This is a genomic window from Aquisalimonas sp. 2447, from assembly GCF_012044895.1.
In the GTDB taxonomy this organism is placed as follows: domain Bacteria; phylum Pseudomonadota; class Gammaproteobacteria; order Nitrococcales; family Aquisalimonadaceae; genus Aquisalimonas.
In genome coordinates this window covers 2,174,397-2,201,308 of sequence record NZ_CP050695.1, presented here as the reverse complement: position 1 = coordinate 2,201,308, position 26,912 = coordinate 2,174,397, and the positions used below count along the sequence as shown (strand labels likewise).

Sequence of the window (26,912 nt, the reverse complement as noted above, 5' to 3'; positions counted from 1 at the left end):
ATGAGCGGCATCAATCTGTGCGGTTTTCGTGCCGGCCTGGAGCATCCGCTGTTCCTGATCGCCGGCCCCTGCGTGGTGGAATCGGAGCAGCTGGCGCTGGATACCGCCGGGACGCTGAAGGAGCTCACGGAGCGGCTTGGCGTGCCGTTCATCTACAAGTCGTCCTTCGACAAGGCGAACCGCTCGTCCCACGGCAGCTTTCGCGGGCCGGGCATGGCCGAGGGCCTGCGGGTGCTGGAGACGGTGAAGCGTCAGCTCGGCGTGCCGGTGATTACCGACGTGCACGAGGACACCCCGCTGGGCGAAGTGGCCAGTGTCGTGGATGTGCTGCAAACGCCTGCCTTCCTCTGTCGCCAGACCAACTTCATCCAGAACGTGGCCGCGCAGGGTCTGCCGGTGAATATCAAGAAGGGCCAGTTCCTGGCGCCCTGGGACATGGGCAACGTTGTGGACAAGGCGCGGGCGGCCGGTAATGACGCCGTGATGGTCTGCGAGCGCGGCGTCTCCTTCGGTTACAACAACCTGGTCTCGGACATGCGGGCCCTGGCTGTCATGCGCGACACCGGGGCGCCCGTGGTTTTCGACGCCACCCACTCGGTGCAGTTGCCCGGTGGCCAGGGGCACGCCTCCGGCGGTCAGCGGGAGTTCGTGCCGGTGCTGGCCCGCTCGGCGGTGGCCGCCGGCGTGGCCGGACTGTTCATGGAGACTCATCCCGACCCGGACAAGGCCCTTTCCGACGGGCCCAACGCCTGGCCGCTGGGGCGCATGGAGGAGCTGCTTACAACGCTCCTGGCCCTGGACCGGCAGGTCAAGGCGAACGGACTGATCGAGCAGGCGCTCCAGGCTGGGTAACCGGAGCGACTGCCAGCGAATTCAATGGCAATAGGGACGTCAACACAGTATGTCGACCATCGAAATCATCAAGGCACGTGAAATCCTGGACTCCCGTGGCAATCCCACGGTGGAAGCCGATGTCACCCTGAGCAGCGGCGCGTTTGGCCGTGCCGCGGTGCCTTCCGGTGCCTCCACGGGCACCCGCGAGGCGGTGGAACTGCGGGACGGCGACAAGGGCCGTTATCTGGGCAAGGGCGTGCGGCAGGCCGTGAAAAACGCCAACACGGTGCTGGCCGATGCCCTCAAGGGCATGGATGCGAACGATCAGCGCGCCGTGGATAGCCGCATGCTGGAGCTGGACGGCACCGATAACAAGAACAGTCTGGGCGCCAACGCCCTGCTGGCCCTGTCCCTGGCCGTGGCCCGGGCGGCGGCGGACGACCGCGGCGTGCCGCTGTACCGCCACCTTGCCCCGCAGGGCGAGCACCTTCTGCCGGTGCCCATGATGAACATCCTCAACGGCGGCGCTCACGCCGACAACAGCGTCGACCTGCAGGAATTCATGATCCTGCCCATTGGCTTCGACAGCTTCAGTGAGGCCCTGCGCGCCGGCACGGAGATTTTCCATGCGTTGAAGAAGGTCCTGGCCGGCCGCGGTCTGAGCACCGCCGTTGGCGACGAGGGCGGTTTTGCGCCGGATCTGCCCTCCAACGAGGCGGCCCTGGAAACCATCGCCGAGGCGGTGGCCAATGCCGGCTACACCCTGGGCGGCGATGTCTGGCTGGGCCTGGACGTGGCCAGCTCCGAGTTCTACGACAACGGCGCCTACGTTCTGGCGTCCGAGAACAAGCGCTACAGCGCCGCCGAGTACGCGGATGTGCTGGCCGACTGGGTCAGTCGTTACCCCATCATCACCATCGAAGACGGCATGGACGAGGGTGACTGGGACGGCTGGAAGGCGCTCACCGACAAGCTCGGCCACCGCTGCCAGCTAGTGGGGGACGATCTGTTCGTCACCAACACGCGGATTCTCCAGGAAGGGATCGACCGCGGCATTGCCAACTCCATCCTGATCAAGTTCAACCAGATCGGCACACTCACCGAGACGCTGGACGCCATCGAAATGGCGGACAAGGCCGGCTACACCGCCGTGGTGTCGCACCGCTCCGGCGAGACCGAGGACACCACCATCGCTGACCTGGCCGTGGCCTCCAGCGCCACCCAGATCAAGACCGGCTCGCTGTGCCGCTCTGACCGTGTGGCCAAGTACAACCAGCTGCTCCGCATCGAGGAGGATCTGGGCGAGCGGGCCGTGTATGCCGGCCGCCGCGCGTTCCCCAATCTCAAGGGATGGTAAGCCGGTGACGACGTCCCTGGCGCAGTGATGTATGGTTGCGCCAGGGGATGTGTCCCGATCACGGGCTGATTGGCGTTATGCGTATTCTGCTGGGTGGACTGGTTGCATTGCTGGTGGTACTGCAGGCGCAGCTGTGGTCCGGCAAGGGCGGTCTGCCGGCGGTGTGGCAACTGGACGAGGATGTTGCCGCCCGGAAGGCGGAGAACGCCGATCTGCGCCAGCGCAACGCGGCGCTTGAAGCCGACGTGGATGACCTCAAGGACGGCCTCGAAGCCGTCGAGGAGCGCGCCCGCAACGAACTCGGTATGGTCAGGGATGATGAAGTCTTCTATCAGGTCGCTGATGAATGAGTGACGTCCGCCAGCGGCGGATATGGGCGGTTCTGCCGGCAGCCGGTGTCGGTCGCCGCATGTCCAGCCGCATCCCCAAGCAGTATCTCACCCTCCTGGGGCGGCCCGTGATCGGCTGGTCCCTGGAGACCGTGCTCGCGGACCCGCGGGTGGGGGGCGCAGTGGTGGCGGTGGGAGCGGACGACGGCTGGTGGGCGGATGAGGAGTTCCGCTTGCCCAAGCCCGTGCACCGGGTGGACGGTGGCGAGCAGCGTGCGGATTCCGTGCTGTCGGCGCTGCGCTACCTTGCCGGCGGTGTGGCCGGCGAGGATGACTGGGTGCTGGTGCATGATGCCGTGCGGCCGTGCCTGACCGCCGGAGAACTCCGGCGTCTGCTGGATGCCGGACTGGACCACGATGGTGGCGCACTGCTCGCTGTACCGGTGAGGGATACTCTCAAGCGCTCCGGCCCCGGGGCCGTGGTGGCTTCCACCGCCAGCCGGGACCAGCTCTGGCAGGCGCAGACGCCGCAGCTGTTTCCGCTGGAAGCGCTCCTGGCGGCCCTGGAGTCTGCACGCGGCACCGGCGATATGGTCACGGACGAAGCCCAGGCCATGGAGCGGTCCGGGTTCGCGCCGCTGCTGGTGGAGGGCGAGAGTACCAACCTGAAGATTACCCGCCCGGGGGACCTGCCCCTGGCGGAAGCCATCCTGCGCGCCCGCCGCGCCGAACAGGGAGAGCAATGAATGGGCCTGCGCATCGGTCAGGGGTTCGATGTTCATCGCTTCTGCGACGGCGGGCGGCTGGTGGTCGGTGGTGTGGAACTGCCCTTTGATCGCGGCGTGGAGGCGCACTCCGACGGCGATGTGCTACTGCATGCCATCAGCGACGCGTTGCTGGGGGCGGTGGCCGACGGCGACATCGGCACCCATTTCCCGGATTCCGACCCGCAGTGGCGGGGCGCTGACAGCGTGCAGCTTCTGGCCGCGGTGAACCAGCGGGTTGCCGCCAGGGGGTACCGGATCAACAATCTCGATACCACCATTCTCGCCCAGGCGCCGCGCATGGCGGCGCATATTCCGGCCATGCGGGACATCATCGCCGCCACCCTGGAAGTGGCGAGGGACGATGTCAGCATCAAGGCCACCACCACGGAACGTCTGGGGTTCGTCGGCCGTGGCGAAGGCATTGCCGCCCAGGCGGTGGTGCTGCTGACTCACCATGGCTGAGTCCGCGCCGGACCTTGCGCAGGCGTGGCTCGACCTGCCGCGAGCCCACGGTGAACCGCCGGTTGCCGCGGAGGTGCGCGCCGCGCCCGAGGACTTCGGTGTCCGCGAAGACCTGGGCATGGAGCCTGAGGGTGCCGGCGAGCACCTGTGGGTGTTGCTGCGCAAAACGGGCTGGAACACCGCCGATGCCGGGCAGTGGCTGGCCTCAGTCCTGGAACGCCCGCCCCGGGACGTGAGCTGGGCGGGGCTGAAGGATCGCCAGGCGGTCACCGAGCAGTGGTTCGGTGTGCACATGCCGGGACCGCAGACACTACCCCCATTGCCCGAGGCGCCGGGCGGTCTGGAGGTTCTGCGCATGGCCCGCCATCCGCGCAAGTTGCGTACGGGGATGCTGCGGGGCAACTGGTTCCGGCTGCGGCTCCGGGAGGTGGATGGCGACTGGTCCCGGCTTGGACAGCGCCTGGTCCGCATGGCGCATGACGGCGTACCCAACTATTTTGGCGACCAGCGGTTCGGCCGGGACGGCGGCAACCTGGATGCCGCATGGCGGATGTTCGACGGCATGCCGGTGCGCAACCGCCATCGGCGCGGTCTGTTCCTGTCGGCGGCGCGCTCGTTCCTGTTCAACCAGGTGCTGGCCGAGCGCGTGGCCCGCGGCACGTGGGACCACGCCGTGGACGGCGACCTGATGACGTTTACCGGCAGTGGCAGTATCTTCCCGATGGCGCGGCTGACGGCGGGAGACCCGCGTCTGGCCATTGCGGACGTGCACCCGTCCGGCCCCATGCCCGGGGTTGGTGGCCAGGTGCCCACGGGCAGCGCCGGGGAACTTGAGAACGCGGTGCTGGCACAGTGGCCGCAGGCGACGGCCGGGCTGCAGAAGCTGAAGGTGGACGCCTCCCGGCGTGCGTTGCGGCTACCTTTACGCGAGCTTCACTGGCGGCGGGACGACGACGCTCTGGTGCTCGGTTTCTGGCTGCCAGCGGGAGCCTACGCAACAGCGGTCCTGCGGGAACTCTGTCATCAGCGCGAGCGCAACAGTACGTAGACGGCCCCGGTACCGCCGTCGGTGGGGCTCGCCGAGGCAAAGGCCAGCACCTCGTCCAACTGTCGCAGCCAGCGGTCCACCAGGACTTTGAGTACCGGGCCGCGGTTGCTGGAACCGCGGCCCTTGCCGTGGATGATGCGAACGCAGCGGATGTCACGGCGGCGGCAATCGTCGATGAAGGCGCGCAGTTCATGGCGCGCGGTGGCGCGGGTCTGGCCGTGCAGGTCCAGCTCGGCCTGCACGGCGTAGTGGCCGCGACGGAGCTTGCGGAGCACGCGTTTCTGGATGCCCGGGCGCAGGAAGCTGAGCTCCTCGCCGGTCTCGAGCTCCGCGGGATCAAGGTCACCGTCCAGAAGTTCATCCAGCACCCGGCTCTCGTCGGCCTCACGCTGGCGGGGGATCGGCTTGGGCCGTGGCGGCTGCGTGGCTGCACCATCGTGCTGAAGGGGGCGCACCCCCCGCACAGCGGCGCGGAAAAGAGCGCTTTCGTCGTCGTGCTGATCGGTCATGGCCGCGGCTCCGGGGATCAATCAGGAACAGTCTAGCGTTTCGCCCCCGGCGCTGGCGATCATTGCAGTGCCGGCGGACAGCAACGGTATCGGCCGGTATACTTGGCGACGCCCCGCGGGGTGACGAAGGGCAAAAAGGTTCTCCGATGCACATTCTCATCAGTAACGACGACGGCTATCAGGCCGCCGGTATTCGCTACCTCGCCGAGGGGCTCTCGGACCTCGGCGACATTACCGTGGTCGCACCGGACCGGGATCGCAGCGGTGCCAGCAATTCACTGACCCTGGATCTGCCCATCCGGGCCGTGGAAGTGAGCGAGCGGCGCTACCGGGTGGAGGGCACCCCCACCGACTGCGTCCACCTGGCGGTGACCGGACTGCTGGACGATGACCCGGACATGGTGGTCTCCGGTATCAACGCCGGGGCCAACATGGGTGACGACGTGCTCTACAGTGGCACAGTCGCCGCGGCCACCGAGGGGCGGTTCCTGGGGCTGCCGGCCATCGCGGTGTCCCTGGTCACCCATGACCCGACCCATTACGCCACCGCGGCACGGGTGGCTGCCGTGCTGGTCCAGCGGCTGACCAGCGATCCACTGCCGGCAGATACCATTCTCAACGTCAACGTGCCGGATGTCCCCTGGGGCGAGCTGCGCGGATTCGAAGCCACACGGCTCGGCCAGCGCCACCGTTCGGAGCCCCTGATCCCGGCTACGGATCCGCGCAACCGGCCCATCTACTGGATCGGCCCGCCGGGGCGGGAGCAGGATGCCGGTCCGGGCACGGACTTCCACGCGGTCCGGCGGGGCTACGTCTCGGTGACTCCCATCCAGGTGGACCTCACCCGCTACGAGGCCCTGGACAAGATCGCCGGCTGGGTTACAGGGTTGAACGGATGATGGACGACAGCGAGCGCCGCGGGATCGGCATGACCTCCCAGCGCACGCGGCAGCGGCTGGTGGAACGGCTTCGCCTGGAAGGGATCCGCAACGAGTCGGTGCTTGCCGCCATTGGCTCGACGCCCCGGCATCTGTTCGTCGACGAGGCACTGGCCAGCCGCGCCTACGAAGATACGGCCCTGCCCATCGGTGACGGCCAGACCATCTCCCAGCCTTTCGTCGTGGCGCGCATGACCGAGGCGCTCATTGACGAGGGGATCCCGCAGCGGGTGCTGGAAGTGGGCACCGGTTCGGGGTACCAGGCAGCCATTCTGGGGCAACTGGTCCCGGAGGTGTACACCGTGGAACGGATCCGTCGCCTGACGGACCAGGCCCGGCGGCGACTGCGGGATCTGGGCTATCGCAATGTCCGCGTTCGCCATGCCGACGGCAATACCGGCTGGGAGGGCGATGGCCCGTTCGACGGCATTCTGGTGACGGCCGCGCCCCGGGGTGTGCCGCCGGAATTGTTTGCCCAGCTCTCCGATGGTGGGCGCCTGGTGGTGCCGGAGGGCGCCCAGGGCAAGCCACAGGAACTGGTGTGTTACCGGCGGCAGGGTGACGAGTTCAGCCGCGAGAACCTCGGGTTGGTCAACTTCGTTCCCATGCTGGGTGGTACACAATGACCGGACCTTTTACACGGATGTACCTGATGACCCTGCGCCTGGCGGCACATCGGCATGCGCCACGCTATCTGGCAGGGCTGAGTTTCGCCGAATCATCGTTCTTCCCTATCCCCCCGGACGTCATGCTCATGCCCATGGCACTGGCCCGTCCCCAGCGGGCCATGCGCTTTGCCCTGATCACCACGGTGGCTTCGGTGCTCGGTGGCGTGCTCGGCTATGCCATCGGCTACTTCGCCATGGAACTGGTGGAGCCGTGGCTGGCCGGGATGGGCTACGGTGAGGCCCTGGAGCGGGCGCGGGAGTGGTTCGGGCTGTACGGGTTCTGGGTCGTCCTGCTGGCGGGATTCTCGCCCATCCCCTACAAGGCGTTCACCGTTGCTGCCGGCGGGCTGGCCCTGCCGCTGCTCCCCTTCGTCCTGGCCTCCCTGGTCGGGCGTGGTAGCCGCTTCTTCCTGGTCGCCGGGCTGGTGGGCTGGGGCGGCGCACGGGTGGAGCCGTGGCTGCGCCAGTATGTGGACTGGATCGGTTGGGCATCCGTTGTCCTCCTGGTCGCCGCGTACTTCATATTTGTTCACTGAAGCCCGATCATGGGGTGCAGATCGGCTCTCCTGCGGTGAGGCAATGGATCGTGGCCCGGCTTACAAGACGATCATCATTCTGGCGGTACTCGCCCTTGGCGGCTGTGCGGGCGATCACCTGGCGCCGGTGAGTGATCGCAGCATCAGCGATGGTGGGCAGAGAGTGGCAGAGGGGCATTACGAGGTCCGTAGCGGTGACACCCTCTATGCCATCGCCTGGGAGCACGGGCTGGACCATCGCGATCTCGCCGAGTGGAACCGTCTGGATTCCCCGGATCGGCTTCGCGTGGGTCAGCGACTTCGCCTGGAGCCGCCGGCTGACGGGGTGTCCCAGCGCAGCCCGGAGCCGGACAGCGGGCAGCCACAACAGGCGTCCGCCGAGGCATCCAGTGACCCTGGCGAGACGACAGACGGGCGTACCGGCCTCAGCGAGGCCAATGGCGAGGCGCCGGGGGAGTGGCGCTGGCCCACGGATGGTGATGTCGTCAAGACCTTCTCCCGCGATGCTGACGGCAAGCAGGGCATCAACATCAGCGGTGAGGCTGGTCAGCCGGTGGTGGCGGTTGCCGACGGCCAGGTGGTCTACAGCGGTTCAGGCCTGGTGGGCTACGGCAATCTGGTGATCCTCAAGCATGGTGGCGAGTTCCTGACCGCCTATGGCTACAACCAGAGCCTGATGGTGGACGAGGGCGATCGCGTGCGCGCCGGTGACCGCATTGCTGAAATGGGGACGGCCGTTGGCGGCAACGGCACCCGCCTGCACTTTGAATTGCGCCGCGACGGTCAGGCCGTGGACCCTCTGGAGTATCTCCCCGACACCCCCTGAGCAGCGCTCCGCTGCGGTGTGTGGCCGTTGTTAATCAGGCCGTTGCACGGATTCTTCCATGGGCATATAGTGGATTTGAATGTCCCTGAAGGGGCGTTCATGACTGGTCCCCACGGCCGGCGGTCAGGAACGGCTGGGCGGTTGTGGGCGGCGGGCATGGTGGAGGGGAAGCCATGACAAAAAAACCAATCGCGGAAGTGGCCCTGGTCACTTTCGATGAAGAGTCAGGCGCCGCGGCGGCCAAAGGATTGGACGCAACCAGCACGGACGGGGAATTGACCATGGATGAGGTGGACGACAAGGAAATCGAGGGCAGTGACGCTTCCGACGAGGAGACGTACTTCGCCCCCGGGGAAACCGGTAAAGCCAGCCTAGATGCCACACAGATCTATCTGAACGAAATCGGCTATTCGCCGCTTCTCACCGCCGAAGAAGAAGTGTATTTCGCACGACGTGCCCAGAAAGGCTGTGAAGCCTCGCGGCGCCGAATGATCGAGAGCAATCTGCGGCTGGTGGTCAAGATCGCACGCCGGTACATGAATCGTGGGCTGGCGTTCCTGGATCTGATCGAGGAGGGCAATCTCGGTCTCATCCGGGCGGTGGAGAAATTTGACCCGGAGCGGGGTTTCCGCTTCTCCACCTATGCCACCTGGTGGATCCGCCAGACCATCGAGCGGGCCATCATGAATCAGACGCGCACCATCCGCCTGCCCATTCATGTCATCAAGGAGATCAACCAGTGCCTGCGTACGGCGCGAAAGCTGACGCAGACGCTGGATCACGAGCCCTCGGCCGAGGAGATCGCGCAGGTCATGGATCGCCCCCTGGCGGACGTGCAGCGCATGCTGGGTCTCAACGAGGGCACCACCTCGGTGGATACCCCCATCGGCAAGGACGCGGATCGCGTCCTGCTGGATGCCATTCCCGATGACAACAACCCCGACCCCTCGGCCCTGCTCCAGGACGGTGACGTACTCAACCATCTGGACTCCTGGCTGGATCAGCTCACCGAGAAGCAGCGTGCCGTGGTGGAGCGGCGCTTCGGCCTGCGCGGTCACGAGCGTTCCACGCTGGAAGACGTCGGCCGGGACATCGGTGTCACCCGTGAGCGGGTGCGGCAGATCCAGATCGACGCGTTGCGCAAGCTCCGTGAACTCATGGAGCGGGAAGGGTTTTCCCAGGACGCCGTGTTCGGCTGACAAGATGTCCTGAGAGGTCAGTCACTCTCCGGTTCGATCATGAACAGCGCCGCCAGCACGCGGCGCTGTTCGGATGCCAGCACGTTGTAGGTCCGGCAGGCCGCCTCGGTGTTCATCACCTCGACGCCCACACCCGCCTGAATGGCGCGGCCCATGATGCTGCGGTCGGGAAAGTGCTGGTGCCGGCCGGTGCCGATGATGATCAATTCCGGATCGTGGGCGATCATGCTCTCCACATGGGCGCCGGTGAGATCGGTGACCGTTTCCGGTCCCCAGTGTTCGTCCATCCATTCCGGGGTCAGCAGCAGCGTGCGCGTCAGCACGGTCTGATTGACGGTGACCGAGCCCGCATCGTACCGGCGGATGCGGTTGGCGTCGCCAGTGTTTTCCTGGGTCAGTTTCATGCTCATGCCGGAAACGATACGGCGCTGTCGGCGCTGGATCAATCCGTCGTCCGTGCCTCTGCCGCAGTGCTCCGCGACGAGCCTGGCTTTAATCGCCGCAAGGTTAGTACAATGCCCCTCTTTTTCGCGGCACCGGCCGGACGGCAACGTTGGATACCGAATTCCCCCGCATCAAGCGACTTCCGCCATACGTCTTCAATATCGTCAATCAGTTGAAGGCGGAGGCGCGCGCCCGTGGCGAAGATATCGTCGATTTCGGCATGGGTAATCCGGATCGGCCGACGCCGCAGCATATCGTGGACAAGCTCACCGAGGCAGTGCAGCGGCCGGACACGCATCGCTACTCGGTCTCTCGCGGGATTCCGCGGCTGCGTCGCGCCGTCTGCAACTGGTATGCGGAGCGTTTCGACGTCTCGCTGGACCCGGAGAGCGAGGCCATTGTCACCATCGGCTCCAAGGAAGGCCTTGCGCATCTGGCGCTGGCAACGCTGGGGCCGGGGGACACGGTGCTGGTGCCCAATCCCGCCTATCCCATCCACCCGTACGGGGTGATCATCGCCGGGGGCGATATCCGCCATGTGCCCCTGGTGCCGGGTGTGGATTTCTTTGCCGAACTGGAGCGGGCCATCCGCGAGAGCTGGCCGCGGCCGAAGATGCTGGTGCTGAATTTCCCGGGCAATCCCACCGGCCAGTGCGTGGATCTGGACTTCTTCGAGCGGATCGTGGCGATCTGCCGCGAGCACGGTATCTGGATCGTGCACGACCTGGCCTATGCGGAGATCGTCTTCGACGGCTATCGGGCGCCGTCCATCCTGGAAGTGCCCGGGGCCAAGGAGATCGCCGTGGAGGCCTATTCGCTGTCGAAGACTTACAACATGCCGGGCTGGCGTGTGGGGTTCGTGTGCGGCAATCCGGACCTGATTGCCGCGCTGGCGAGGATGAAGTCGTACCTGGATTACGGTATGTTCACGCCCATCCAGGTGGCGGCCATTGCGGCCCTGGAAGGGCCGCAAGATTGTGTCGACGAAATTCGGGAGATGTACCGGCGTCGGCGGGATGTCCTCTGCGACGGTCTGGATGCACTGGGCTGGCCGGTGGAGAAACCCCGCGCCACCATGTTTGTCTGGGCCCCGATCCCGGAGGCATACCGGGCCATGGGGTCGTTGGAATTTTCCAAGAAGCTGCTGCGGGATGCCAAGGTTGCCGTCTCCCCGGGGATCGGCTTTGGCGACTATGGGGACGATCATGTGCGCTTCGGCCTGATCGAGAATGAACACAGGACCCGCCAGGCGCTGCGGGGCATCAAGGCGATGTTCCGGCGCGACGCCGAGGCGGGGGAGGTGAGTGCGTGAGTTCGGTTAAGGTTGGCCTGCTGGGCCTGGGCACCGTGGGTGCCGGCACCATCAATCTGCTGGAGAGAAACAGCGACGAGATCACCCGGCGTGCGGGGCGTGGCATCGAGATCGTTGCCGCCGCGGCGCGTAATCTCGATCGCCCCCGTGGTTGCTCGACCAAGGGGATCCGTCTCACCACCGACCCCTTCGAAGTGGTCAACGATCCGGAGACGGAGATCGTCCTGGAGCTGATCGGCGGCTATGAGCCGGCTCGGGAGTTGGTGATTCAGGCGCTGAAGAACGGCAAGCACGTGGTCACCGCCAACAAGGCCCTGATCGCGTTGCACGGCAACGAGATTTTCGCCCATGCCCGGGAGAACGGTGTCACCGTGGCCTTTGAGGCCGCCGTGGCCGGCGGTATCCCGATCATCAAGAGCATCCGCGAGGGTCTTGCCGGCAACCGTATAGAATGGCTTGCGGGGATCATTAACGGCACCGCCAACTTCATTCTCTCGGAGATGTACTACGAGGGCCGGCAGTTCGGGGACGTGCTCGCCGAGGCCCAGCGGCTGGGCTACGCCGAGGCGGACCCGACCTTCGACGTGGAAGGGGTGGATGCCGCCCACAAGCTCACCATTCTGGCGTCCATCGCCTTCGGCATCCCGCTGCAGTTTGACAAGGTGCACACCGAAGGCATCTCGCACATCAGCCGGGAGGACGTCGCCTACGCCGAGGAGCTCGGCTATCGCATCAAGCATCTCGGCATCTGCCGGCAGACGGAAGAGGGTATCGAGCTGCGGGTCCATCCCACGTTGCTGCCGAAACGCCAGCTCCTGGCCAGTGTCGACGGCGTCATGAATGCAGTCATGGTCATGGGCGATGCCGTCGGCCCCACGCTGTACTATGGTGCCGGGGCCGGCGCCGATGCCACTGCCTCCGCGGTGGTCGCGGACCTGGTGGACGTGGTGCGGGAATTCGAGCTGGATCCGGTGAACCGGGTGCCGTACCTGGCGTTCCAGTCCACGGCCCTGTCCGATGCGCCGATCATGCCCATGTCGGGCATTGTCACGGCCTACTACCTGCGCATGGAGCTCGCCGATCAACCCGGTGTGCTGGCGGATATCACGCGCATTCTGGGCGAGGCGGGGATCAGCATCGAGGCCATTCTGCAGAAGGAACCGGCACCGGGCGCCGAGAACGTGCCGGTGATCCTGCTGACGCATCCGGTGCGCGAGCGCCAGATGGACGAGGCCCAGGAGCGCATGGAGGCCCTGGACGCCGTGCAGGGGCGGATCACGCGCATCCGCCAGGAACAGCTGCAATAACGCGCCGGTTCGCCGACGCCACCAACAGGAACGGGACATCTCATGCCATTCCGCCCGCGCTACACAGGCCTGATCAGCAAGTACAAGGACCGGCTGCCGGTCAGTGACGACGCCCGCCCCATCAGTCTCGGGGAGGGCAATACGCCGCTGATCCGCTTAAACCATATTCCCAGGGACCTGGGACGTGACGTGGACCTGTACGTCAAGTTCGAGGGGCTCAATCCCACTGGCTCGTTCAAGGACCGCGGCATGACCATGGCGGTGACCCATGCCCGGGAGCAGGGCAGTGCAGCGGTCATCTGTGCGTCAACGGGCAACACCTCGGCGTCTGCGGCCGCCTATGCCGCCCGTGCCGGGATGCGTGCCTTCGTGCTGATCCCGGACGGCAAGATCGCCATGGGCAAGCTGGCCCAGGCCATCATGCACGGCGCCGAAGTGCTGCAGATTGCCGGCAACTTCGACGCCGGCATGCGTATCGTCAAGGATATGGCTGACCATGCCCCGGTGACCATCGTCAACTCCATCAACCCCTACCGGCTGCAGGGGCAGAAGACCGCGGCCTTCGAGATTGTCGAGGAACTGGAGCGCGCCCCGGACTACCACTGCCTGCCCGTAGGCAATGCCGGCAACATCACCGCCCACTGGATCGGCTACTGCGAATGCGCGGGCAAGCGCAGTGAGCACCTCACCGACGCCTGCTCCTACTGCGGTGGCAACTGCCGTTATGCCAGTGCCATCGTCGGCGATCGCCCGACCATGATCGGCTATCAGGCCAGCGGGTCTGCGCCGTTCATGCGCGGCGGCCCGGTGCAGGAGCCGGATACCGTCGCCACCGCCATCCGCATCGGGGATCCCCAGTCCTGGGAGTACGCCTGGCACGCCAGTCGGGAGTCCGGCGGCTGGTTCGACGAGTGCAGTGACGAGGAGATCCTCGAGGCCCAGCGGTGGCTGGCGGCGCGGGAAGGCGTGTTCTGTGAGCCGGCCTCGGCGGCGTCGGTGGCCGGCGCCATGCGCGACATTCGCAATGGACGCATTCCGGAGGGCAGTACGGTGGTGTGCACCCTGACCGGTCACGGCCTCAAGGATCCGGACGTCGCCATCCGCCAGTCCGGCGATGCCATCAAGACCATCCCGGCGGAACTGGACACCGTGCGCCGGGCGATTCTGGACAAGCTCTGATCACCCGGGCGATGGCCCAGGTCCGGCCCGATCAACACAGCGGATGCTATCTGCGGGTTCCCGGCCTGCTGGGGCCGATCCCGGCGGATGCCAGGGAGCTGGTGCATGCCTCACCGGCGATGGCACGCCTGGCCGGGCTGCTGTCCAGGGCGCATCTTACGCGGCGGGCCGAGGCGGTCACCGGCGTCCCCGGGTTTACCCTGGAGCCATCTGACCGCGCAGCGCCGGCCGGCCCACTGGCGTTGCTGGGTGCCGGCGGTGTCCCCGGCGACGACTACTGGTTCCGTGCCGATCCGATCCACCTGCTGGCTGATCGCGATCAGCTGCGCCTGCTGGGACCGGAGACCCTGGATATTGACCAGGAGGAAGCCCGCCAGCTTGCCCGGGCCTTCAACGATTACTTCCGTGACGACGGTCTTGAACTGGTGACGCCGTTGCCGGATGCGTGGTTCCTGCGCTGTTCCACGCCACCCCGGGTGCAGACGGTGCCCTTGCACACAGCCCGAGACGTGCCGCTGGGCTCGGTGCAGCCCCGGGGCGAAGACGCGTCGTGGTGGCAGGCGCGCCTTAACGAGACGCAGATGCTGTTTCACGGGCATGCGGTCAACCAGAACCGGGAGCGCCAGGGCAGTTTGCTAGTCAACGGGATCTGGCCCTGGGGTGGTGGCGTGCTGCCGCGGGTGAGCGGTCGCTGGAATACGGTGTTCGCCGACGATCCGCTGGTGCGCGGCCTTGGCGTTGCCGCCGGGCTTGTCGTCAGGCATTGGCCCCGGGAGGCGGAGCCTGTCCTGCAGGCCGCGGAGACGGGGCGGACCCTGGCGGTGGCCCCGGAGCTGCCGGTGGTCCGCGACGGTGAGTCATTCCAGGCCTGGGAAGCCGCAGTGCAGGATTTCTGTGAAGCCTGGGCGGAGCCCCTGGAGCGGTCCCTGCGGCAGCGCGGCTGCGCCTCCCTGACGCTGGACGTCGGGCACGATGTTGCCCCGCGCCGGTTGACCCCGGCCAGTCGCCTGGCGTTCTGGCGTCGTCGCCGGTCTTTCGTCAGCCTGCTCGCGTCTGCATGAAAATCCGGCGTCGCCCCGCAGGCCCTTCCGCCGAGGCCGCGCTGGCGCATCTGCATCCCGTGCTGCAGCGGGTCTATGCCCGCCGGGGCGTCACTGATGCCCACCAGCTCGATTGTTCCCTGGCAGGGTTGGCGTCCACCGACGGGCTCGCTGGTCTGGAGAGTGCGCTGGATCATCTCGCCGAGGCGGTCATGCAGCAGCAGCGTATCCTGCTGGTGGGGGATTTCGACGCCGACGGTGCATCCAGCTGCGCCCTCGGGGTGCTCGGCCTGCGGGCGCTGGGTGCCCGCCATGTGGAGTACCTGGTCCCGAATCGCTTCGAGTACGGCTACGGCTTGACCCCCGAAATCGTCGATGAGGCGTTCGGGCGTCGCCCGGATCTGCTGGTGACGGTGGACAATGGCGTCTCCAGCGTCGAGGGCGTGCGGCGCGCACGGGAGCTCGGCATGCGGGTGGTGGTGACCGATCACCATCTGCCGCCGGCGGAGCTCCCGGTGCCGGATGCCATGGTCAATCCGAACCTTCCCGACGACACCTTCCCCGGCAAGCACCTGGCCGGCGTCGGTGTGCTGTTCTACGTGCTCGCGGGGTTGCGTGGCCGACTCCGGGAGTGGGGCTGGTTCAGTGGCAGCGCCGAGCCGCAGCTCGCCGGCCTGCTCGACCTGGTGGCCCTGGGGACGGTGGCCGACGTTGTGCCGCTGGATCAGATTAATCGTGTGCTGGTGGAGCAGGGATTGCGCCGCATCCGCGCCGGTCACTGCCGGCCGGGTATCACGGCATTGCTGGAAGTGGGGGGGCGCGAGCCCGTTCACTGTGTATCGGCGGATCTCGGGTTCGCTGCCGGCCCCCGCCTCAATGCAGCGGGGCGGCTGGACGACATGACCCGGGGTATTGAATGCCTCCTCTGTGATGATCCCGGGGTTGCCCGGGAACACGCGCAGCGACTGGATGCCCTGAACCGCGAGCGCCGCGAGATCGAGGGGCGCATGGCCGCCGAGGCCATGGCCGCCGTGGAGGCCTTCGAGCAGTCCTGGAGCGGTGACAGCACCCCCGCGGCGTTGTGCGTGACCGACTCCGGTTGGCACCAGGGGGTTGTCGGCATCGTTGCTTCGCGTCTGAAAGAGCGTTTCCACCGGCCGGTGATCGCGTTCGCACCGTCGCAGGACGGGGAACTCAAGGGGTCGGCACGGTCCGTGCCCGGACTTCATGTGCGGGATGCGCTGGAAGAGGTTGCCGTGCGGCACCCGGCGCTGATCCAGCGCTTCGGCGGCCATGCGGCGGCGGCGGGGCTCAGCGTGCGCAGCGACCGGTTCGAAGCGTTCCGGCAGGCATTCAGCGAGGTGGTGGATACCATCCTGCCCCTGGAGCAGCGACAAGGGGTGTGGTTGACCGACGGTGAGCTGGCCCCGGCCGAGCTCTCCCTGGAAGTGGCCCGGGCGCTGCGCGGCGGCGGCCCGTGGGGGCAGGGATTTCCAGAGCCGGTGTTCGACGGCGTCTTCCTGGTTGCCGGGGCGCGTGTGGTGGGCGACAACCATCTCAAACTGCGTCTGCAGGCTGATGCCGATGGCCGCGGTCCGACCCTGGATGCGATCGCCTTCCGTGCGCTGGAAGCGGGCTGGGATGAGCACCTGCCGGCGCGGCTGCGCGTGGTGTACCGGCTGGACGTGAACCGGTGGCGCGGGCGGGAGACCGTCCAAATGCTGGTGGAGCACATGCAGAGCGCCTGAACCTGAAGTGTGACGTGTCTGGCAAAACGGGGCGGTGTGCCCTTCACCCGCGCACCGCGTCGGGTAGCATGAGGCGATAACACGTGTCGGTGCCGCCGGCAGCGTTTGGTTTGGTGCATGTTCGCAGCAGGGTGGGTGCATGACGAACACCGTGGGCAATCCCGTCCCCATGGCAGCGGAAGGGAGTGAATGCGATTCCTCCGATGCCGGCGACGAGTCGGCGCTGCGGCTGATCGCGGAGCTCTCCAGTCGCTTCATCAGTGTCTCTCCCGGCGAGGTGGAAGGTGCCATCCGCCAGGCCCTGGCGGATATTGCCGCACTGGCCCGGGTGGATCGCGCCTATGTGATCCAGAGCGGTGAGGAGGGTGCGTATTACTGCACCCACGAGTGGTGCGCCGAAGGGGTTCCCTCACGACGTGACAAACTGCGCCCGGTGCCTGCAAGGCGTCTGAGCTGGATCCGTGGCGAGCTGGATGCGGGGCGCGTGGTCAATGTTGCCGACACCCGTACCATGGCTCCCGCTGCCTCTGGGGAAAAAGAGCTGTACCGCGAGTACCAGGTCGCCGCGGTCCTGATCGCGCCCCTGTTCCTGGACGGTCAGCGTATCGGCTCGGTGGGCTTTGACATGATCCACGCGCCGCGGCGCTGGGGAACGGACCTGGAGCTGCTTCTCACCCTCACCGGGCAGATGATGCTCGGTGTCCTGCAACGGCAGCAGAAGGACGAGTCACTGCTGGCCAGTCAGCAAAGGTACCGGGATCTGGTGGAGAACTCTGTCGAGTCCATCATCGTGCTGGATGCCGACCGCAACCGGATCATTGATATCAACGACAATACGACACGGTTGTTCGGGGCCGACCGGGACACCCTCATGAATGCCGCACCGGAATGGGTGCTGCCGCCGGAGCAGGCTGATGGCAGTGATTCCCTGGAGCAGGCGCGGGATATCATCCGCAGATGTCTCAGCGGGGAGCGGCTGGTCTTCGACTGGGTGTATCGCAACGCCCGGGGTGAGTCCATCCCGTGTGAAGTCCGTGCGGTGCCACTGCCCGCCAGCGAAGGGCGACGCATCCGCCTGGCCATCCTTGATGTCAGCGAACGCAAACGCGTCGAGCAGGAGCAGCTCGATTACCTGCGCCGCACCCGGGAACAGCATTTCCATCTGGGCCGCGTGGCCACCAGCCGGGCCCTGGCCGAGGGTGATCTGGAGGCCTTGTACCAGGACGTCTGTGATGCGGTGTGCACCGTGCTTGGTGTGCATCGCGCCAGCCTGTGGATGCTCGATGACAAGCGCACGATACTGCAGTGCGAAGCCGGGTCCGAACGGGGAGGCGCCCGGCGAGCCGTTGTCGCCGCGGCGGACCCGTCGGGCGAACTCGACTTGGTGCGGAATGCGGCCTACCTAGATGAATTGCGCAACGCCCGCGCGTTGGCAATCGAGGACGTGGAGCAGGATTCCCGCGCCAGCGGCATGCTCGACAGTTATCTCCGCCCGCGCGGCATTCGCGGCCTTCTGGATGCCTCGGTGCGGGTTTCCGGCGAGGTGGCGGGGGTGATCTGTGCCGAGGCCATCGGTGCCAGCCGGCAATGGCGCGTGGACGAGATCAATTTTGTCAGCGCCATGGCGGACCAGGTGGCACAGGCACTGATCAACCACGACCGGGCGGCCGCCCTGGACGCCCTGCGGGAGAGCGAACAGCGCTATCGCGCCCTGTACGACGACAACCCCTCCATGTTCTTCACCATCGACGAGAGCGGCTTCGTGGCGTCCGTGAACCGCTTTGCCGCCGAGTCCCTGGGTTATCGGGTGGAGGAACTCGTGGGTCTGCCCTTCGATGTGCTGCACCACCAGGAGCGGCGGGGGGAGGTGGATCATCACCTGCACGCCTGCCACAGGGCGCCCGGCGAGGTGCACCGCTGGGACTCGCATCTGGAGGTGCGCGGCGGTGGCACCATCAGCGTGCGCGTCAGTGCCCGGACCCAGCCCCAGGCCGACGATCGAGTGCCCGTGCTTGCGGTGTGCGAAGACACGTCCGAGGCCCGGGAACTGGCTGAGGAGCTCAGCTATCAGGCGCGCCATGACGCGCTGACCGGGCTGTACAACCGCCGCGAGTACGAAACCAACCTGAAGGCCGTTCTCGACGACGCCAGGGACGAGGGCAGCGAGCATGTGATCTGCTACCTGGACCTGGATCAGTTCAAGGTCATCAACGACACCTGCGGTCATCTGGCCGGAGATGAACTGCTGCGTCAGCTCAGCGCCGTTCTACAGGAGCAGTTGGGCGACCGGGACATGCTGGCCCGGCTGGGCGGGGACGAGTTCGGCATCCTGCTGCGGCACCGCAGCGCCGAGGCGGCCTACACGATCGCCGATGGGGTCCGTCAGGCGGTGAGCGAGTTCCAGTTCACCTGGGATGGCCGCGCCTTCGGCCTGGGAGTGAGCATCGGCCTGGTGCCCATCGCGCAGACCGCGGGCACCATGCATGACGTCATGAGCGTCGCCGACACCGCCTGTTACGCCGCCAAGGATCAAGGGCGCAATCGCATCCACGTCTATCGTCAGGGCGACGAGGAACTGGAGCGGCGGCACGGCGAGATGCAATGGGTCAGCGGCATCCGTGAAGCCCTGACTGCGGACCGGCTAAGGTTGTACTGTCAGCCGATCGTGCCCCTGCAGAAGGCGGAGCAGCGCCGGCATTACGAGCTTCTGCTGCGCATGGAAGGGACGGATGGCCAGCTGATCCAGCCCGGGGCTTTCCTGCCGGCGGCCGAGCGTTTCAACCTGATCCCGACAGTGGACCGCTGGGTTATCGACAATGCCCTGAACTGGCTGGAGGGGCGCCCAGGCCACCTGGAGCAGCTGGGTTCCTGCGCCATCAACCTCTCCGGCCTCTCGGTGGGTGACGAGGATTTCCTGGACTGGCTGCTGGCCAGGATGCGGTCGGCCCGGGTGGAGCCGCACCGGATCTGCTTCGAGATTACCGAGACGGCGGCTATCCGCAACCTGTCTGTCGCCACGGAATTCATGACCAGTCTGCGCGGGCTGGGCTGCCGTTTCGCCCTGGACGATTTCGGCAGCGGCCTATCGTCGTTTGCCTACCTGAAGAACCTGCCGGTGGATGCCGTCAAGATCGATGGCATGTTCGTGCGGGATCTGGACACCAATGCCATCAATCACGCCGTGGTGCGCTCCATCAACGACATCGGCCACGTCATGGGCAAATCCACCGTGGCAGAGTTCGTGGAGACGGAGTCGGTACGCCGGGCCCTGACCGAGATTGGCGTCGATTACGCCCAGGGCTTCGGCATTGCCCGCCCGATGCCGCTGGATGCCATGGACGCCGCCGGAAACTGAGGCCGGCGTCCCGCAATCCGCACTCCGCGATCAGTCGTTGAGGTTGAATCCCCAACGCTGGGCTACCTCCGGTTCGTTCCGGAGCAGGTAGAAATCCGCCATGATTTCCGCGCTGACGTCCAGCAGAGTATCCGGGTCGTCCTCGCGCTCCAGTTCATCCACGCTGTCCAGCGGTTCCAGGCCCTGAATCTGCCGGTGTTCATTGGCCTTGGCCAGCCGCGCTTCATTGCGCTGCGCGCGTTCCTGTTCGCGCTGTGCGCGGTTCAGGGACACCTCGGTCTGCTCGCGCGCCTGCCGTATCTGGTCCAGCTCGTCCAGCAGCGCATTGTAGGCGGAGTGATCCTTGACCCGCTCGTCGTGTCGTGACCCCAGCAGGGAAATGGCACGGCTGAGTTCTTCAATGCGGGTGTAGTCCACGGGGTCGATTTCGTCCCACGGCAGGGGGTTGTCCGCCGCGCGTTCACCGATCTCGTCGGAGTCCATGGCCGAGGGCAGACTGATGTCCGGTTCCACGCCGCGTTTCTGGGTGCTGCTCCCGGTGATGCGGTAGAACTTGGCGATGGTCATCTTCAACCGCCCGGTATCGACACTGGGATCGTTGCTGAAGCGGTCCAGGTCAACCATGGTCTGCACCGTGCCCTTGCCGAAGGTGCGCTCGCCCAGAACGATACCGCGGCCGTAATCCTGCATGGCCCCGGCGAAGATCTCCGACGCCGAAGCGCTCTGCCGGTCCACCATGATGGCCAGCGGGCCGTCATAGTGTGTGGCCTCGTCCGGATCGCGCATGACTTCGGTGTCGCCGTCGCTGCGGCGGATCTGCACCACGGGGCCGCCGGGGAGGAACAGCCCGGTCATGTCCACCGCCTCTTGCAGCGACCCGCCGGAGTTGCCGCGCAGATCGATGATGAGACCATCGATGCCGTCGGCCTTGAGCGCATCGATGTGACGCCGGACATCCCGGGTGGTGCTGCGATAGTCATCCTCGCCGGCCTGAGCAGCGGCGAAGTCGGTATAGAAGGCCGGGATGGTGATGACGCCAACGCGCTGCACGCCATCGTCGCGCTCGATTTCCTTCACCTCCTTCTGTGCGGCCTGTTCCTCCAGGGCGATTTCGTTGCGCTCCAGGGTCACCGTCCGTGGCGCGCTGTCCGAATCGCCGCCGGGGAGGATGCGCAGGCGCACCTCCGATTCCTTCGGTCCGCGAATCCGGTCCACTACGTCGCTCAGGCGCCAGCCAACCACATCCACCATCTCCTCGTCGCCTTCGGCCACGCCGATGATGCGATCCCCGGGCGAGAGCTCGCCGCTACGCTCCGCCGGGCCCCCCGGAACCAGTTCGATGATTTCGGTGAAATCCCTGCGCGTGCGCAGCATGGCGCCGATGCCCTCCAGGGAGAGCTGCATCTGGATGTCGAATTCCTCGGAGTTGCGGGGCGACAGATAGTTGGTGTGCGGGTCGAAGGAGCGCGCCCAGGCGCCCATGTAGGCCTCGAAGATGTCCTCGGCCTCCGAACGCTGCATGTTCTTGGCCACGTTCTCGTAGCGGCTGCGCAGCAGATCCATGGTCTGCTCTTCGTCATCCTCGCCCAGCAGCATGGTCAGGGCGTCGTTCTTGATCCGCTGACGCCAGAGCCGATCCAGTGCATCCTCATCCGCCACCCAGTCCTGCTCGCGCCGGTTGAGTTCCAGCGTCTGGTCGGTATCGAAGTCGATGCCGTTATCAATCACCTGGTGGGCGAACTCGGCACGCTCCGTGGCACGCTGCTTGAGGCGGCCGTAGATGTGGTAGGCGAGGTCGAGATCGCCGTCCATGAGCATGTTGTCCAGATCCGAGCGGTGCACCCGGAACTCCTCGATGTCGGACTGCGTGAAGTAGTAGCGGTCCGGGTCCAGGGCGTCCAGGTAAGCGTCCAGGACCTGCTCCGAGAGCGCGTCATCAATGGACTGCTGGCGGAAGTGCTGATGGGCCAGCAGGCGTGCGATCAGTCGGGCGGTTTCCGGGTGATTGTCTGCCGGCCGGACGATGTCTTCGTCGGACTCGGAGGCCAGCGTCGTGGTGGAAAGGCAGCCGGTGCCGACCACCAGCGCCAGCAGGAGGACCGCAGAGCGATAAAGGGTCGTTCTAAGCATTCGCTCACCCGTGTTGTGGCGTCGCCTCGTGTCCGCACCGTTCAGGCGGCGAGGCCCTTCGCGACGATTTCATGTAGCTCTTTTGACAGCTTAGGCCGATTTCCGATCCGTTCCAATTGTCGCGACATGCTCGCGGCCCTGTCGGCGTCAAAGCGGTCCCATCGGGTCAGTGGCAGGACCAGGCGGGCGGCAATCAGCGGATTCAGGGCGTCGAGTTCCATGACGCGCTCCGCAACAAAGGCATGACCGGCACCGTCGACGCGATGGAAATGCAGGGGATTCTCCTGGCTGAACGCGCCGAGAACGGAGCGTACGCGGTTGGGATTGCCCATGTCGAATGCCGGGTGACGCATGAGCCGTTGGACCCGGTGCAGGCCGTCACCGGCCTGTGCCGTCGCCTGAATGCGCAGCCATTTGTCCACCAGCAGCGGGTCGTCGCCCCAGCGCCGGTAAAAGGTCAGGAGCGGCTGGCGGGCGAGTTCCTCGTCGGCATCGGCGAGCAGCGCCAGCGCGACAAGGCGATCGGTCATGTTGTCCGTTTCATGATACTGGCGCAGCGCAGCCTCCACTCCGGCGGCTCCGGCGGCCACGCGATAGGCAAGCGCCAGGTGGCCAAGGCGGCGCAGGGCTGCTGCACGTTGACGTGGGACACCTGCGTGGGAGCCGGCGCAGTCAGTGTGGATGTCGCACCACCATGCGGCGAAGTGGCTTCCCATGGCATGCCGGAGGTGCTCCCTCGCGCCGTGGATGGCTTCCACCTCCACGCAGGCACGCTGCTCGGCGATGTAGTCCTCGGAGGGCAGGGCCAGGGTTTCGGCAACGAACGCCGGATCGTCGCGATAGCCGGCCAGGACCCGCTCCACCGCCTGGGTCAATGTGGTTGGCAACGGCGGTGTCCCGCCGTGATCCAGCGCCTGGATGATGGCATCCAGGGTCAGTTGCTGGGCGGCGTCCCAGCGCACGAACGGGTCGTCGTCGCTGCCCAGGAGCAGTGCCAGCTGTTCGCGGGTGTAGGGGAAGTCCAGGGCCACCGGTGCGGAGAAACGGCGCAACAGGCTGGGTACCGGGGGCTCTGCGATGTCCATGAACGTGATCTGCTGGTGCTCTGCATGGAGTGTGATGACCCGCTCGCACCCGGCGGGCGCCGCTTCGCCGTCCATACGCAGCGGCAGCAGTTGGCCGCCGGGGTCCATGAGCCCGAGACGCACGGGGATGGGCAGTGGCTGCTTGCGGGATTGCCCCGGGGTGGCCGGGGTAAACTGAGACAGCAGCAGGTGATAGCAGCGTCGCACCGGGTCATGGCGGCCGCGAACTCGCAGCACCGGAGTGCCGGCCTGCTCGTACCAGGTGGCCATGTCGGTCAGAGGGGTCCCGGTGGCGTCTTCCAGCGCGCCGCGGAAGTCCTCGCAGGTCGCGGCGCGGCCGTCGTGCCGGCGCAGATACAGCTGCACGCCGGCGCGAAAGCCGGCGTCCCCGAGGCGGGTGTGCAGCATGCGGATCACCTCGGCGCCCTTGTCGTACACCGTGGCGGTGTAGAAGTTGCTGACATCCAGGTAGCTGCCGGGTCGTACCGGGTGGGCCATCGGGCCGCTGTCTTCCGGGAACTGCAGCGCCCGCAGGTTGCGGGCATCGCGGATGCGCGTGAGTGCCGGCGACCCCGTCTCGGCGCAGAATTGCTGTTCCCGGAACACCGTCAATCCCTCCTTGAGACTGAGCTGGAACCAGTCGCGCAGGGTCACGCGGTTGCCGGTCCAGTTGTGGAAGTACTCGTGGGCGACGACCGCCTCCACGGTCTCCAGGTCATCGTCGGTGGCGGTGCGGGGGTCAGCCAGCACGCAGGCGGCATTGAAGATGTTGAGCCCCTTGTTCTCCATGGCGCCCATGTTGAAGTCGTCCACGGCCACGATCATGTAGCAATCCAGGTCGTACTCCAGTCCGTAGGCTTCCTCGTCCCAGCGCATGGCGCGCTGGAGAGCCTCCACGGCATGACCGGTGCGTCCTGCGTTGCGCGGCTCGGTGTAGACTTGCAGGCCGATCCTGCGCCCCGATGGCGTGACGTGGGTGTCCTGGTGGACGCTCAGATCCCCGGCGACCATGGCAAACAGATAACTGGGTTTCGGGTGCGGGTCGTGCCAGGTCACCCAGTGACGGCCATCCTCCAGTGTGCCGGCACCAGTGCGATTGCCATTGGCCAGCAGAACGGGGTAGCGCCTTGAATCGGCGATGATGGTGGTGGTGTAACGGGTCATGACATCCGGGCGATCCGGAAAGTAGGTCATGTGACGGAAACCTTCGGGCTCGCACTGGGTGCAGAACAGCCCGCCGGACCTGTAGAGTCCCTGCAGCGCGGTATTGTCCCGGGGGCGCAGCACGGTGGTGACCTCGATGGTGTGGCCGGGGCCGTCGAGCCCGGTGAGGGTCAACCCGTGCTCGTCGTGGTTCATCGCCGTTGCGGGCGGGGCGCTACCGTCCACCAGGATCCGCTCCAGCTGCAGGCCCCGGCCGTGGAGGCACAATGGGCCTGCCTGTCTGCCCGCCGGGGCATCCGGCGTGACTCGAAAGCACGTGTGCAGCCGGGTCTCGTTCTCGCCGAGTTCGAAGGTCAGCGACAGGTGATGGACGCGATGGCTCGGTGGTGCGTAGTCCTTGAGAAACACGGCGTTCGGCGCGGTCATGCACGGCTCCCGGACCCGGGCGCGGTGCCCCGTGGGATGGTTTCGGGAAATCAACAATAGCAGTCCGTGGGCGGAGCGGGAACGCTGACGCCGCTCAGGCTGACAAGGGGAGGGGTGCGGGTGGGCGCACAAACCACAGGTGACACACGCCGGTTCACCGCGGGACAGCTGATTCTGCTGGTATTCCTGCCGTTCGCGGCGGGATATTTCCTGTCGTACCTGTTCCGGACGGTCAATGCCGTCATCGCCGCCGATCTGCAGTCGGACATCGGCCTGTCGGCATCCGAGCTGGGTTTGCTGACGGCGGCCTACTTCCTGTCCTTTGCCCTGTTCCAGCTGCCCCTGGGCCTGCTTCTGGACCGTTTCGGCCCGCGACGGGTGGAGGCGGCATTGTTGCTGGTGGCCGCAGTGGGCGCCGCCGTATTCGCCGTCGGCGCTGATCTCGCCAGCCTGGGAGTCGGTCGGGCGCTTATCGGCCTGGGGGTCTCGGCCTGCCTGATGGCGAGCTTCAAGGCATTCACGGCCTGGTTCCCCGCGGAGCGTCTGCCGCTGGTGAACGGCTGTCTGTTGGCCTGCGGCGGACTCGGCGCCATGGCCGCGACCAGCCCGGTGGAGTATCTCCTCGGCTGGACGGACTGGCGCATGGTCTTCATCGGGCTTGCAGCCGCCTGCGGGGCCACTGCCGTTGCGGTTTGGACGGTGGTGCCCGAGACGCCGGGGCGGGGCGGTGAGAGCATGCAGGAGCAGCTGGCGGGCCTGCGGCAGGTGCTCACCAGCCCGTATTTCTGGCGCCTGGCGCCGTTGTCGCTACTCATGCAGGGCGGTTCACTGGCGGTGCAGGGACTGTGGGCCGGCCCGTGGATGCGGGACGTGGCTGGCATGGAACGCCAGGGAGTGGCGGATACGCTGCTGCTGATCGCCCTGGCCATGGCCATCGGCTTTGCCGTCTGGGGGGTAATCAGTGAGCGCCTGGCGCGACTCGGGGTCAGACCCTTTCAGATTGTTGTCGTGGGCGGCGCGCTGTTTCTTCTTTTCAAGTTTCTGCTCGTTTTACAGCCTGCCAACGGCGTAGTGCCGTTGTGGATGGCGTTCGGCTTCTTCGCCACCTCCGGAACGCTGGTGTATGCCATGATTTCCCAGGCGTTTCCCCTGGCCCTCACCGGACGGGCAACCACCGCCCTGAACCTGGCTGTATTTGTCGGGGCATTTATGTTGCAGTGGATCATGGGCTTTGTGATCGAAGTCCGTGAACTGCCGGACGGACTCGGGTACGCTCCAGAAGGGTATGGCGTGGCGTTCGGGATGCTTCTCGTGCTCCAGGTTATCGCCTTTGTCTGGTTCCTGTTGCCTATTCGGCACGAGGAGGAAGATGCATGATGTTCGGATTGCTCGGTTTTGGTGCAATGACACCGGTGGAGCAGCCAGAGCTGGAAGTTCTGCACCGTAAGCCGGCTGCGGACAAGCGGCGTAAAGCCCCGCCGCTGCTGTTCATTCATGGCGCATATGCCGGCGCCTGGTGCTGGGACGAACACTTTCTCCCCTGGTTTGCCGAACAGGGCTTCGACGCCTACGCGGTCAGTCTGCGCGGCCACTGCGGCAGCGATGGCAAGGAAGCGCTCCCCCAGGCGAGCATCCGCGATTACGTCGCTGACGTCCGCAGTGTGGTGGAGACTCTGGATGCGCCGCCGATCCTGGTGGGCCACTCCATGGGTGGCATGGTGGTGCAGAAGTACCTGGAGCAGTATCCGGCTGCCGCTGCGGTGCTCATGGCCTCTGTGCCTCCCGGTGGGCTCAGCAGCTCGGTGATGCGCCTGACCACCTCCGATCCGATGCTGTTTGCGCAGGTGTCCATGGTCCAGGCAGGCGCGCGGGATCTCGTGGACACGGAAAACGCCGGCAAGGCCATCTTTTCCGACGACATGGATGCCGATCTGCGCGATTCGTACGGCGCCCGCATGCAAAGTGAATCCCAGCGGGCTCTGATGGACATGACGTTCATGGATCTGCCGCGCCGGTGGCGCATGCAAATCCCGCCGATGCTGGTGCTGGGCGCCGGGCGGGATGCATTGTTTTCCATCAACGAGACCAAGCGCACGGCGCGCTCGTACAAGGCCGATTACCAGATCTACCCGGATATGGCCCATGCCATGATGCTTGAGACAACCTGGCATCTGCCGGCCCGCGAGATCCGCGACTGGATCGTCGAGCATTCGGACCGGTTTAATGCGGACTAGGTCGCAGCGCGCCGG

At 66.2% G+C, this 26,912-nt stretch carries 23 protein-coding genes; 19 read left to right on the top strand and 4 right to left on the bottom strand.

Annotated features, from left to right (window positions below; genetic code table 11):
* The first annotated feature begins 9 nt into the window (after positions 1–9).
* The 6 genes from kdsA (at position 10) to truD (ending at position 4,797) form a co-directional block, all read left to right on the top strand.
* The gene (gene kdsA, locus KU884_RS10410) at positions 10–852 is read left to right on the top strand and encodes a 3-deoxy-8-phosphooctulonate synthase (protein WP_167784212.1); all 843 of its coding nucleotides are present in this window, start codon (positions 10–12) and stop codon (positions 850–852) included.
* 49 nt (positions 853–901) lie between these two features.
* Positions 902–2,191, top strand: coding sequence for a phosphopyruvate hydratase (gene eno / locus KU884_RS10405; protein ID WP_167782580.1), 1,290 nt, complete (start codon positions 902–904; stop codon positions 2,189–2,191).
* A 77-nt stretch (positions 2,192–2,268) separates the two neighbouring features.
* On the top strand, positions 2,269–2,541 hold the full coding sequence (gene ftsB, locus KU884_RS10400; RefSeq protein ID WP_167782579.1) for a cell division protein FtsB: 273 nt from the start codon (positions 2,269–2,271) through the stop codon (positions 2,539–2,541).
* Positions 2,538–3,266: a 2-C-methyl-D-erythritol 4-phosphate cytidylyltransferase gene (gene ispD / locus KU884_RS10395; protein WP_167782578.1), complete on the top strand. Its 729-nt coding sequence runs from the start codon at positions 2,538–2,540 to the stop codon at positions 3,264–3,266. Before ftsB ends, ispD begins: the two co-directional genes overlap by 4 nt.
* The gene (gene ispF, locus KU884_RS10390; RefSeq protein WP_174813731.1) at positions 3,267–3,749 is read left to right on the top strand and encodes a 2-C-methyl-D-erythritol 2,4-cyclodiphosphate synthase; all 483 of its coding nucleotides are present in this window, start codon (positions 3,267–3,269) and stop codon (positions 3,747–3,749) included.
* Positions 3,742–4,797, top strand: coding sequence for a tRNA pseudouridine(13) synthase TruD (truD, locus tag KU884_RS10385; protein ID WP_167782577.1), 1,056 nt, complete (start codon positions 3,742–3,744; stop codon positions 4,795–4,797). Before ispF ends, truD begins: the two co-directional genes overlap by 8 nt.
* Here truD and KU884_RS10380 read toward each other — a convergent pair.
* On the bottom strand, positions 4,773–5,306 hold the full coding sequence (locus tag KU884_RS10380) for a Smr/MutS family protein (RefSeq protein ID WP_167782576.1): 534 nt from the start codon (positions 5,304–5,306) through the stop codon (positions 4,773–4,775). The genes truD and KU884_RS10380 overlap by 25 nt on opposite strands.
* 146 nt (positions 5,307–5,452) lie before the next feature.
* On the opposite strand from KU884_RS10380, the gene surE reads away from it, so the two are divergent.
* From surE to rpoS, 5 genes are all read left to right on the top strand, one after another.
* Positions 5,453–6,205, top strand: coding sequence for a 5'/3'-nucleotidase SurE (gene surE, locus KU884_RS10375; protein ID WP_167782575.1), 753 nt, complete (start codon positions 5,453–5,455; stop codon positions 6,203–6,205).
* On the top strand, positions 6,205–6,870 hold the full coding sequence (locus KU884_RS10370) for a protein-L-isoaspartate(D-aspartate) O-methyltransferase (RefSeq protein ID WP_167784210.1): 666 nt from the start codon (positions 6,205–6,207) through the stop codon (positions 6,868–6,870). Before surE ends, KU884_RS10370 begins: the two co-directional genes overlap by 1 nt.
* Positions 6,867–7,448 carry a YqaA family protein gene (locus KU884_RS10365; RefSeq protein ID WP_167782574.1) on the top strand — a complete coding sequence of 194 codons (582 nt, stop codon included), beginning with the start codon at positions 6,867–6,869 and terminating at the stop codon, positions 7,446–7,448. The genes KU884_RS10370 and KU884_RS10365 overlap by 4 nt, the downstream gene beginning before the upstream one ends.
* A gap of 43 nt (positions 7,449–7,491) precedes the next feature.
* Positions 7,492–8,274 (top strand): peptidoglycan DD-metalloendopeptidase family protein, encoded by a 783-nt coding sequence (locus KU884_RS10360; RefSeq protein WP_167782573.1) that lies wholly within the window; start codon positions 7,492–7,494, stop codon positions 8,272–8,274.
* Positions 8,275–8,447: 173 nt separating this feature from the next.
* Positions 8,448–9,473 (top strand): RNA polymerase sigma factor RpoS, encoded by a 1,026-nt coding sequence (gene rpoS, locus KU884_RS10355; RefSeq protein ID WP_254432021.1) that lies wholly within the window; start codon positions 8,448–8,450, stop codon positions 9,471–9,473.
* 17 nt (positions 9,474–9,490) lie between these two features.
* On the opposite strand, the gene KU884_RS10350 is transcribed toward rpoS, so the two are convergent.
* Positions 9,491–9,919 (bottom strand): Mth938-like domain-containing protein, encoded by a 429-nt coding sequence (locus KU884_RS10350; RefSeq protein WP_167782572.1) that lies wholly within the window; start codon positions 9,917–9,919, stop codon positions 9,491–9,493.
* A gap of 107 nt (positions 9,920–10,026) precedes the next feature.
* Between KU884_RS10350 and alaC the strand changes: the two genes are divergently transcribed.
* The 6 genes from alaC to KU884_RS10320 all read left to right on the top strand — a co-directional run bounded on the left by alaC (position 10,027) and on the right by KU884_RS10320 (position 19,858).
* Positions 10,027–11,229 carry an alanine transaminase gene (alaC, locus tag KU884_RS10345; RefSeq protein ID WP_167782571.1) on the top strand — a complete coding sequence of 401 codons (1,203 nt, stop codon included), beginning with the start codon at positions 10,027–10,029 and terminating at the stop codon, positions 11,227–11,229.
* Complete coding sequence (locus KU884_RS10340; RefSeq protein WP_167782570.1) at positions 11,226–12,536, top strand: homoserine dehydrogenase; 1,311 nt, start codon at positions 11,226–11,228, stop codon at positions 12,534–12,536. Before alaC ends, KU884_RS10340 begins: the two co-directional genes overlap by 4 nt.
* Before the next feature lie 42 nt (positions 12,537–12,578).
* The gene (thrC, locus tag KU884_RS10335) at positions 12,579–13,715 is read left to right on the top strand and encodes a threonine synthase (RefSeq protein ID WP_167782569.1); all 1,137 of its coding nucleotides are present in this window, start codon (positions 12,579–12,581) and stop codon (positions 13,713–13,715) included.
* Between the two features lie 11 nt (positions 13,716–13,726).
* Positions 13,727–14,776, top strand: coding sequence for a hypothetical protein (locus tag KU884_RS10330; protein ID WP_167782568.1), 1,050 nt, complete (start codon positions 13,727–13,729; stop codon positions 14,774–14,776).
* Positions 14,773–16,503: a single-stranded-DNA-specific exonuclease RecJ gene (gene recJ, locus KU884_RS10325; protein WP_167782567.1), complete on the top strand. Its 1,731-nt coding sequence runs from the start codon at positions 14,773–14,775 to the stop codon at positions 16,501–16,503. Before KU884_RS10330 ends, recJ begins: the two co-directional genes overlap by 4 nt.
* A gap of 139 nt (positions 16,504–16,642) precedes the next feature.
* Positions 16,643–19,858, top strand: coding sequence for an EAL domain-containing protein (locus KU884_RS10320; protein WP_167782566.1), 3,216 nt, complete (start codon positions 16,643–16,645; stop codon positions 19,856–19,858).
* A gap of 30 nt (positions 19,859–19,888) precedes the next feature.
* On the opposite strand, the gene KU884_RS10315 is transcribed toward KU884_RS10320, so the two are convergent.
* Positions 19,889–21,988: a carboxy terminal-processing peptidase gene (locus KU884_RS10315; RefSeq protein ID WP_167782565.1), complete on the bottom strand. Its 2,100-nt coding sequence runs from the start codon at positions 21,986–21,988 to the stop codon at positions 19,889–19,891.
* 41 nt (positions 21,989–22,029) lie between these two features.
* A complete protein-coding gene (pepN, locus tag KU884_RS10310) occupies positions 22,030–24,663 on the bottom strand; it encodes an aminopeptidase N (RefSeq protein WP_167782564.1) in 2,634 nt (877 codons plus the stop codon).
* Positions 24,664–24,783: 120 nt separating this feature from the next.
* Here pepN and KU884_RS10305 point away from each other — a divergent pair, with 120 nt between their 5' ends.
* Both KU884_RS10305 and KU884_RS10300 read left to right on the top strand, forming a co-directional pair.
* Complete coding sequence (locus KU884_RS10305; protein WP_217351347.1) at positions 24,784–26,040, top strand: nitrate/nitrite transporter; 1,257 nt, start codon at positions 24,784–24,786, stop codon at positions 26,038–26,040.
* Positions 26,037–26,897 (top strand): alpha/beta hydrolase, encoded by an 861-nt coding sequence (locus KU884_RS10300; protein ID WP_217351346.1) that lies wholly within the window; start codon positions 26,037–26,039, stop codon positions 26,895–26,897. The genes KU884_RS10305 and KU884_RS10300 overlap by 4 nt, the downstream gene beginning before the upstream one ends.
* Positions 26,898–26,912: the final 15 nt, after the last annotated feature.

What these genes read in the sequence shown, in the direction of transcription:
- eno (WP_167782580.1), top strand. Translation starts at nt 902, where the DNA reads ATGTCGACCATCGAAATCATCAAGGCACGTGAAATCCTGGACTCCCGT.
- ftsB (WP_167782579.1), top strand. Translation starts at nt 2,269, where the DNA reads ATGCGTATTCTGCTGGGTGGACTGGTTGCATTGCTGGTGGTACTGCAG.
- ispD (WP_167782578.1), top strand. Translation starts at nt 2,538, where the DNA reads ATGAGTGACGTCCGCCAGCGGCGGATATGGGCGGTTCTGCCGGCAGCC.
- ispF (WP_174813731.1), top strand. Translation starts at nt 3,267, where the DNA reads ATGGGCCTGCGCATCGGTCAGGGGTTCGATGTTCATCGCTTCTGCGAC.
- truD (WP_167782577.1), top strand. Translation starts at nt 3,742, where the DNA reads ATGGCTGAGTCCGCGCCGGACCTTGCGCAGGCGTGGCTCGACCTGCCG.
- KU884_RS10380 (WP_167782576.1), bottom strand. Translation starts at nt 5,306, where the DNA reads ATGACCGATCAGCACGACGACGAAAGCGCTCTTTTCCGCGCCGCTGTG.
- surE (WP_167782575.1), top strand. Translation starts at nt 5,453, where the DNA reads ATGCACATTCTCATCAGTAACGACGACGGCTATCAGGCCGCCGGTATT.
- KU884_RS10370 (WP_167784210.1), top strand. Translation starts at nt 6,205, where the DNA reads ATGGACGACAGCGAGCGCCGCGGGATCGGCATGACCTCCCAGCGCACG.
- KU884_RS10365 (WP_167782574.1), top strand. Translation starts at nt 6,867, where the DNA reads ATGACCGGACCTTTTACACGGATGTACCTGATGACCCTGCGCCTGGCG.
- KU884_RS10360 (WP_167782573.1), top strand. Translation starts at nt 7,492, where the DNA reads ATGGATCGTGGCCCGGCTTACAAGACGATCATCATTCTGGCGGTACTC.
- rpoS (WP_254432021.1), top strand. Translation starts at nt 8,448, where the DNA reads ATGACAAAAAAACCAATCGCGGAAGTGGCCCTGGTCACTTTCGATGAA.
- thrC (WP_167782569.1), top strand. Translation starts at nt 12,579, where the DNA reads ATGCCATTCCGCCCGCGCTACACAGGCCTGATCAGCAAGTACAAGGAC.
- KU884_RS10330 (WP_167782568.1), top strand. Translation starts at nt 13,727, where the DNA reads ATGGCCCAGGTCCGGCCCGATCAACACAGCGGATGCTATCTGCGGGTT.
- recJ (WP_167782567.1), top strand. Translation starts at nt 14,773, where the DNA reads ATGAAAATCCGGCGTCGCCCCGCAGGCCCTTCCGCCGAGGCCGCGCTG.
- KU884_RS10320 (WP_167782566.1), top strand. Translation starts at nt 16,643, where the DNA reads ATGACGAACACCGTGGGCAATCCCGTCCCCATGGCAGCGGAAGGGAGT.
- KU884_RS10315 (WP_167782565.1), bottom strand. Translation starts at nt 21,988, where the DNA reads ATGCTTAGAACGACCCTTTATCGCTCTGCGGTCCTCCTGCTGGCGCTG.
- pepN (WP_167782564.1), bottom strand. Translation starts at nt 24,663, where the DNA reads ATGACCGCGCCGAACGCCGTGTTTCTCAAGGACTACGCACCACCGAGC.
- KU884_RS10300 (WP_217351346.1), top strand. Translation starts at nt 26,037, where the DNA reads ATGATGTTCGGATTGCTCGGTTTTGGTGCAATGACACCGGTGGAGCAG.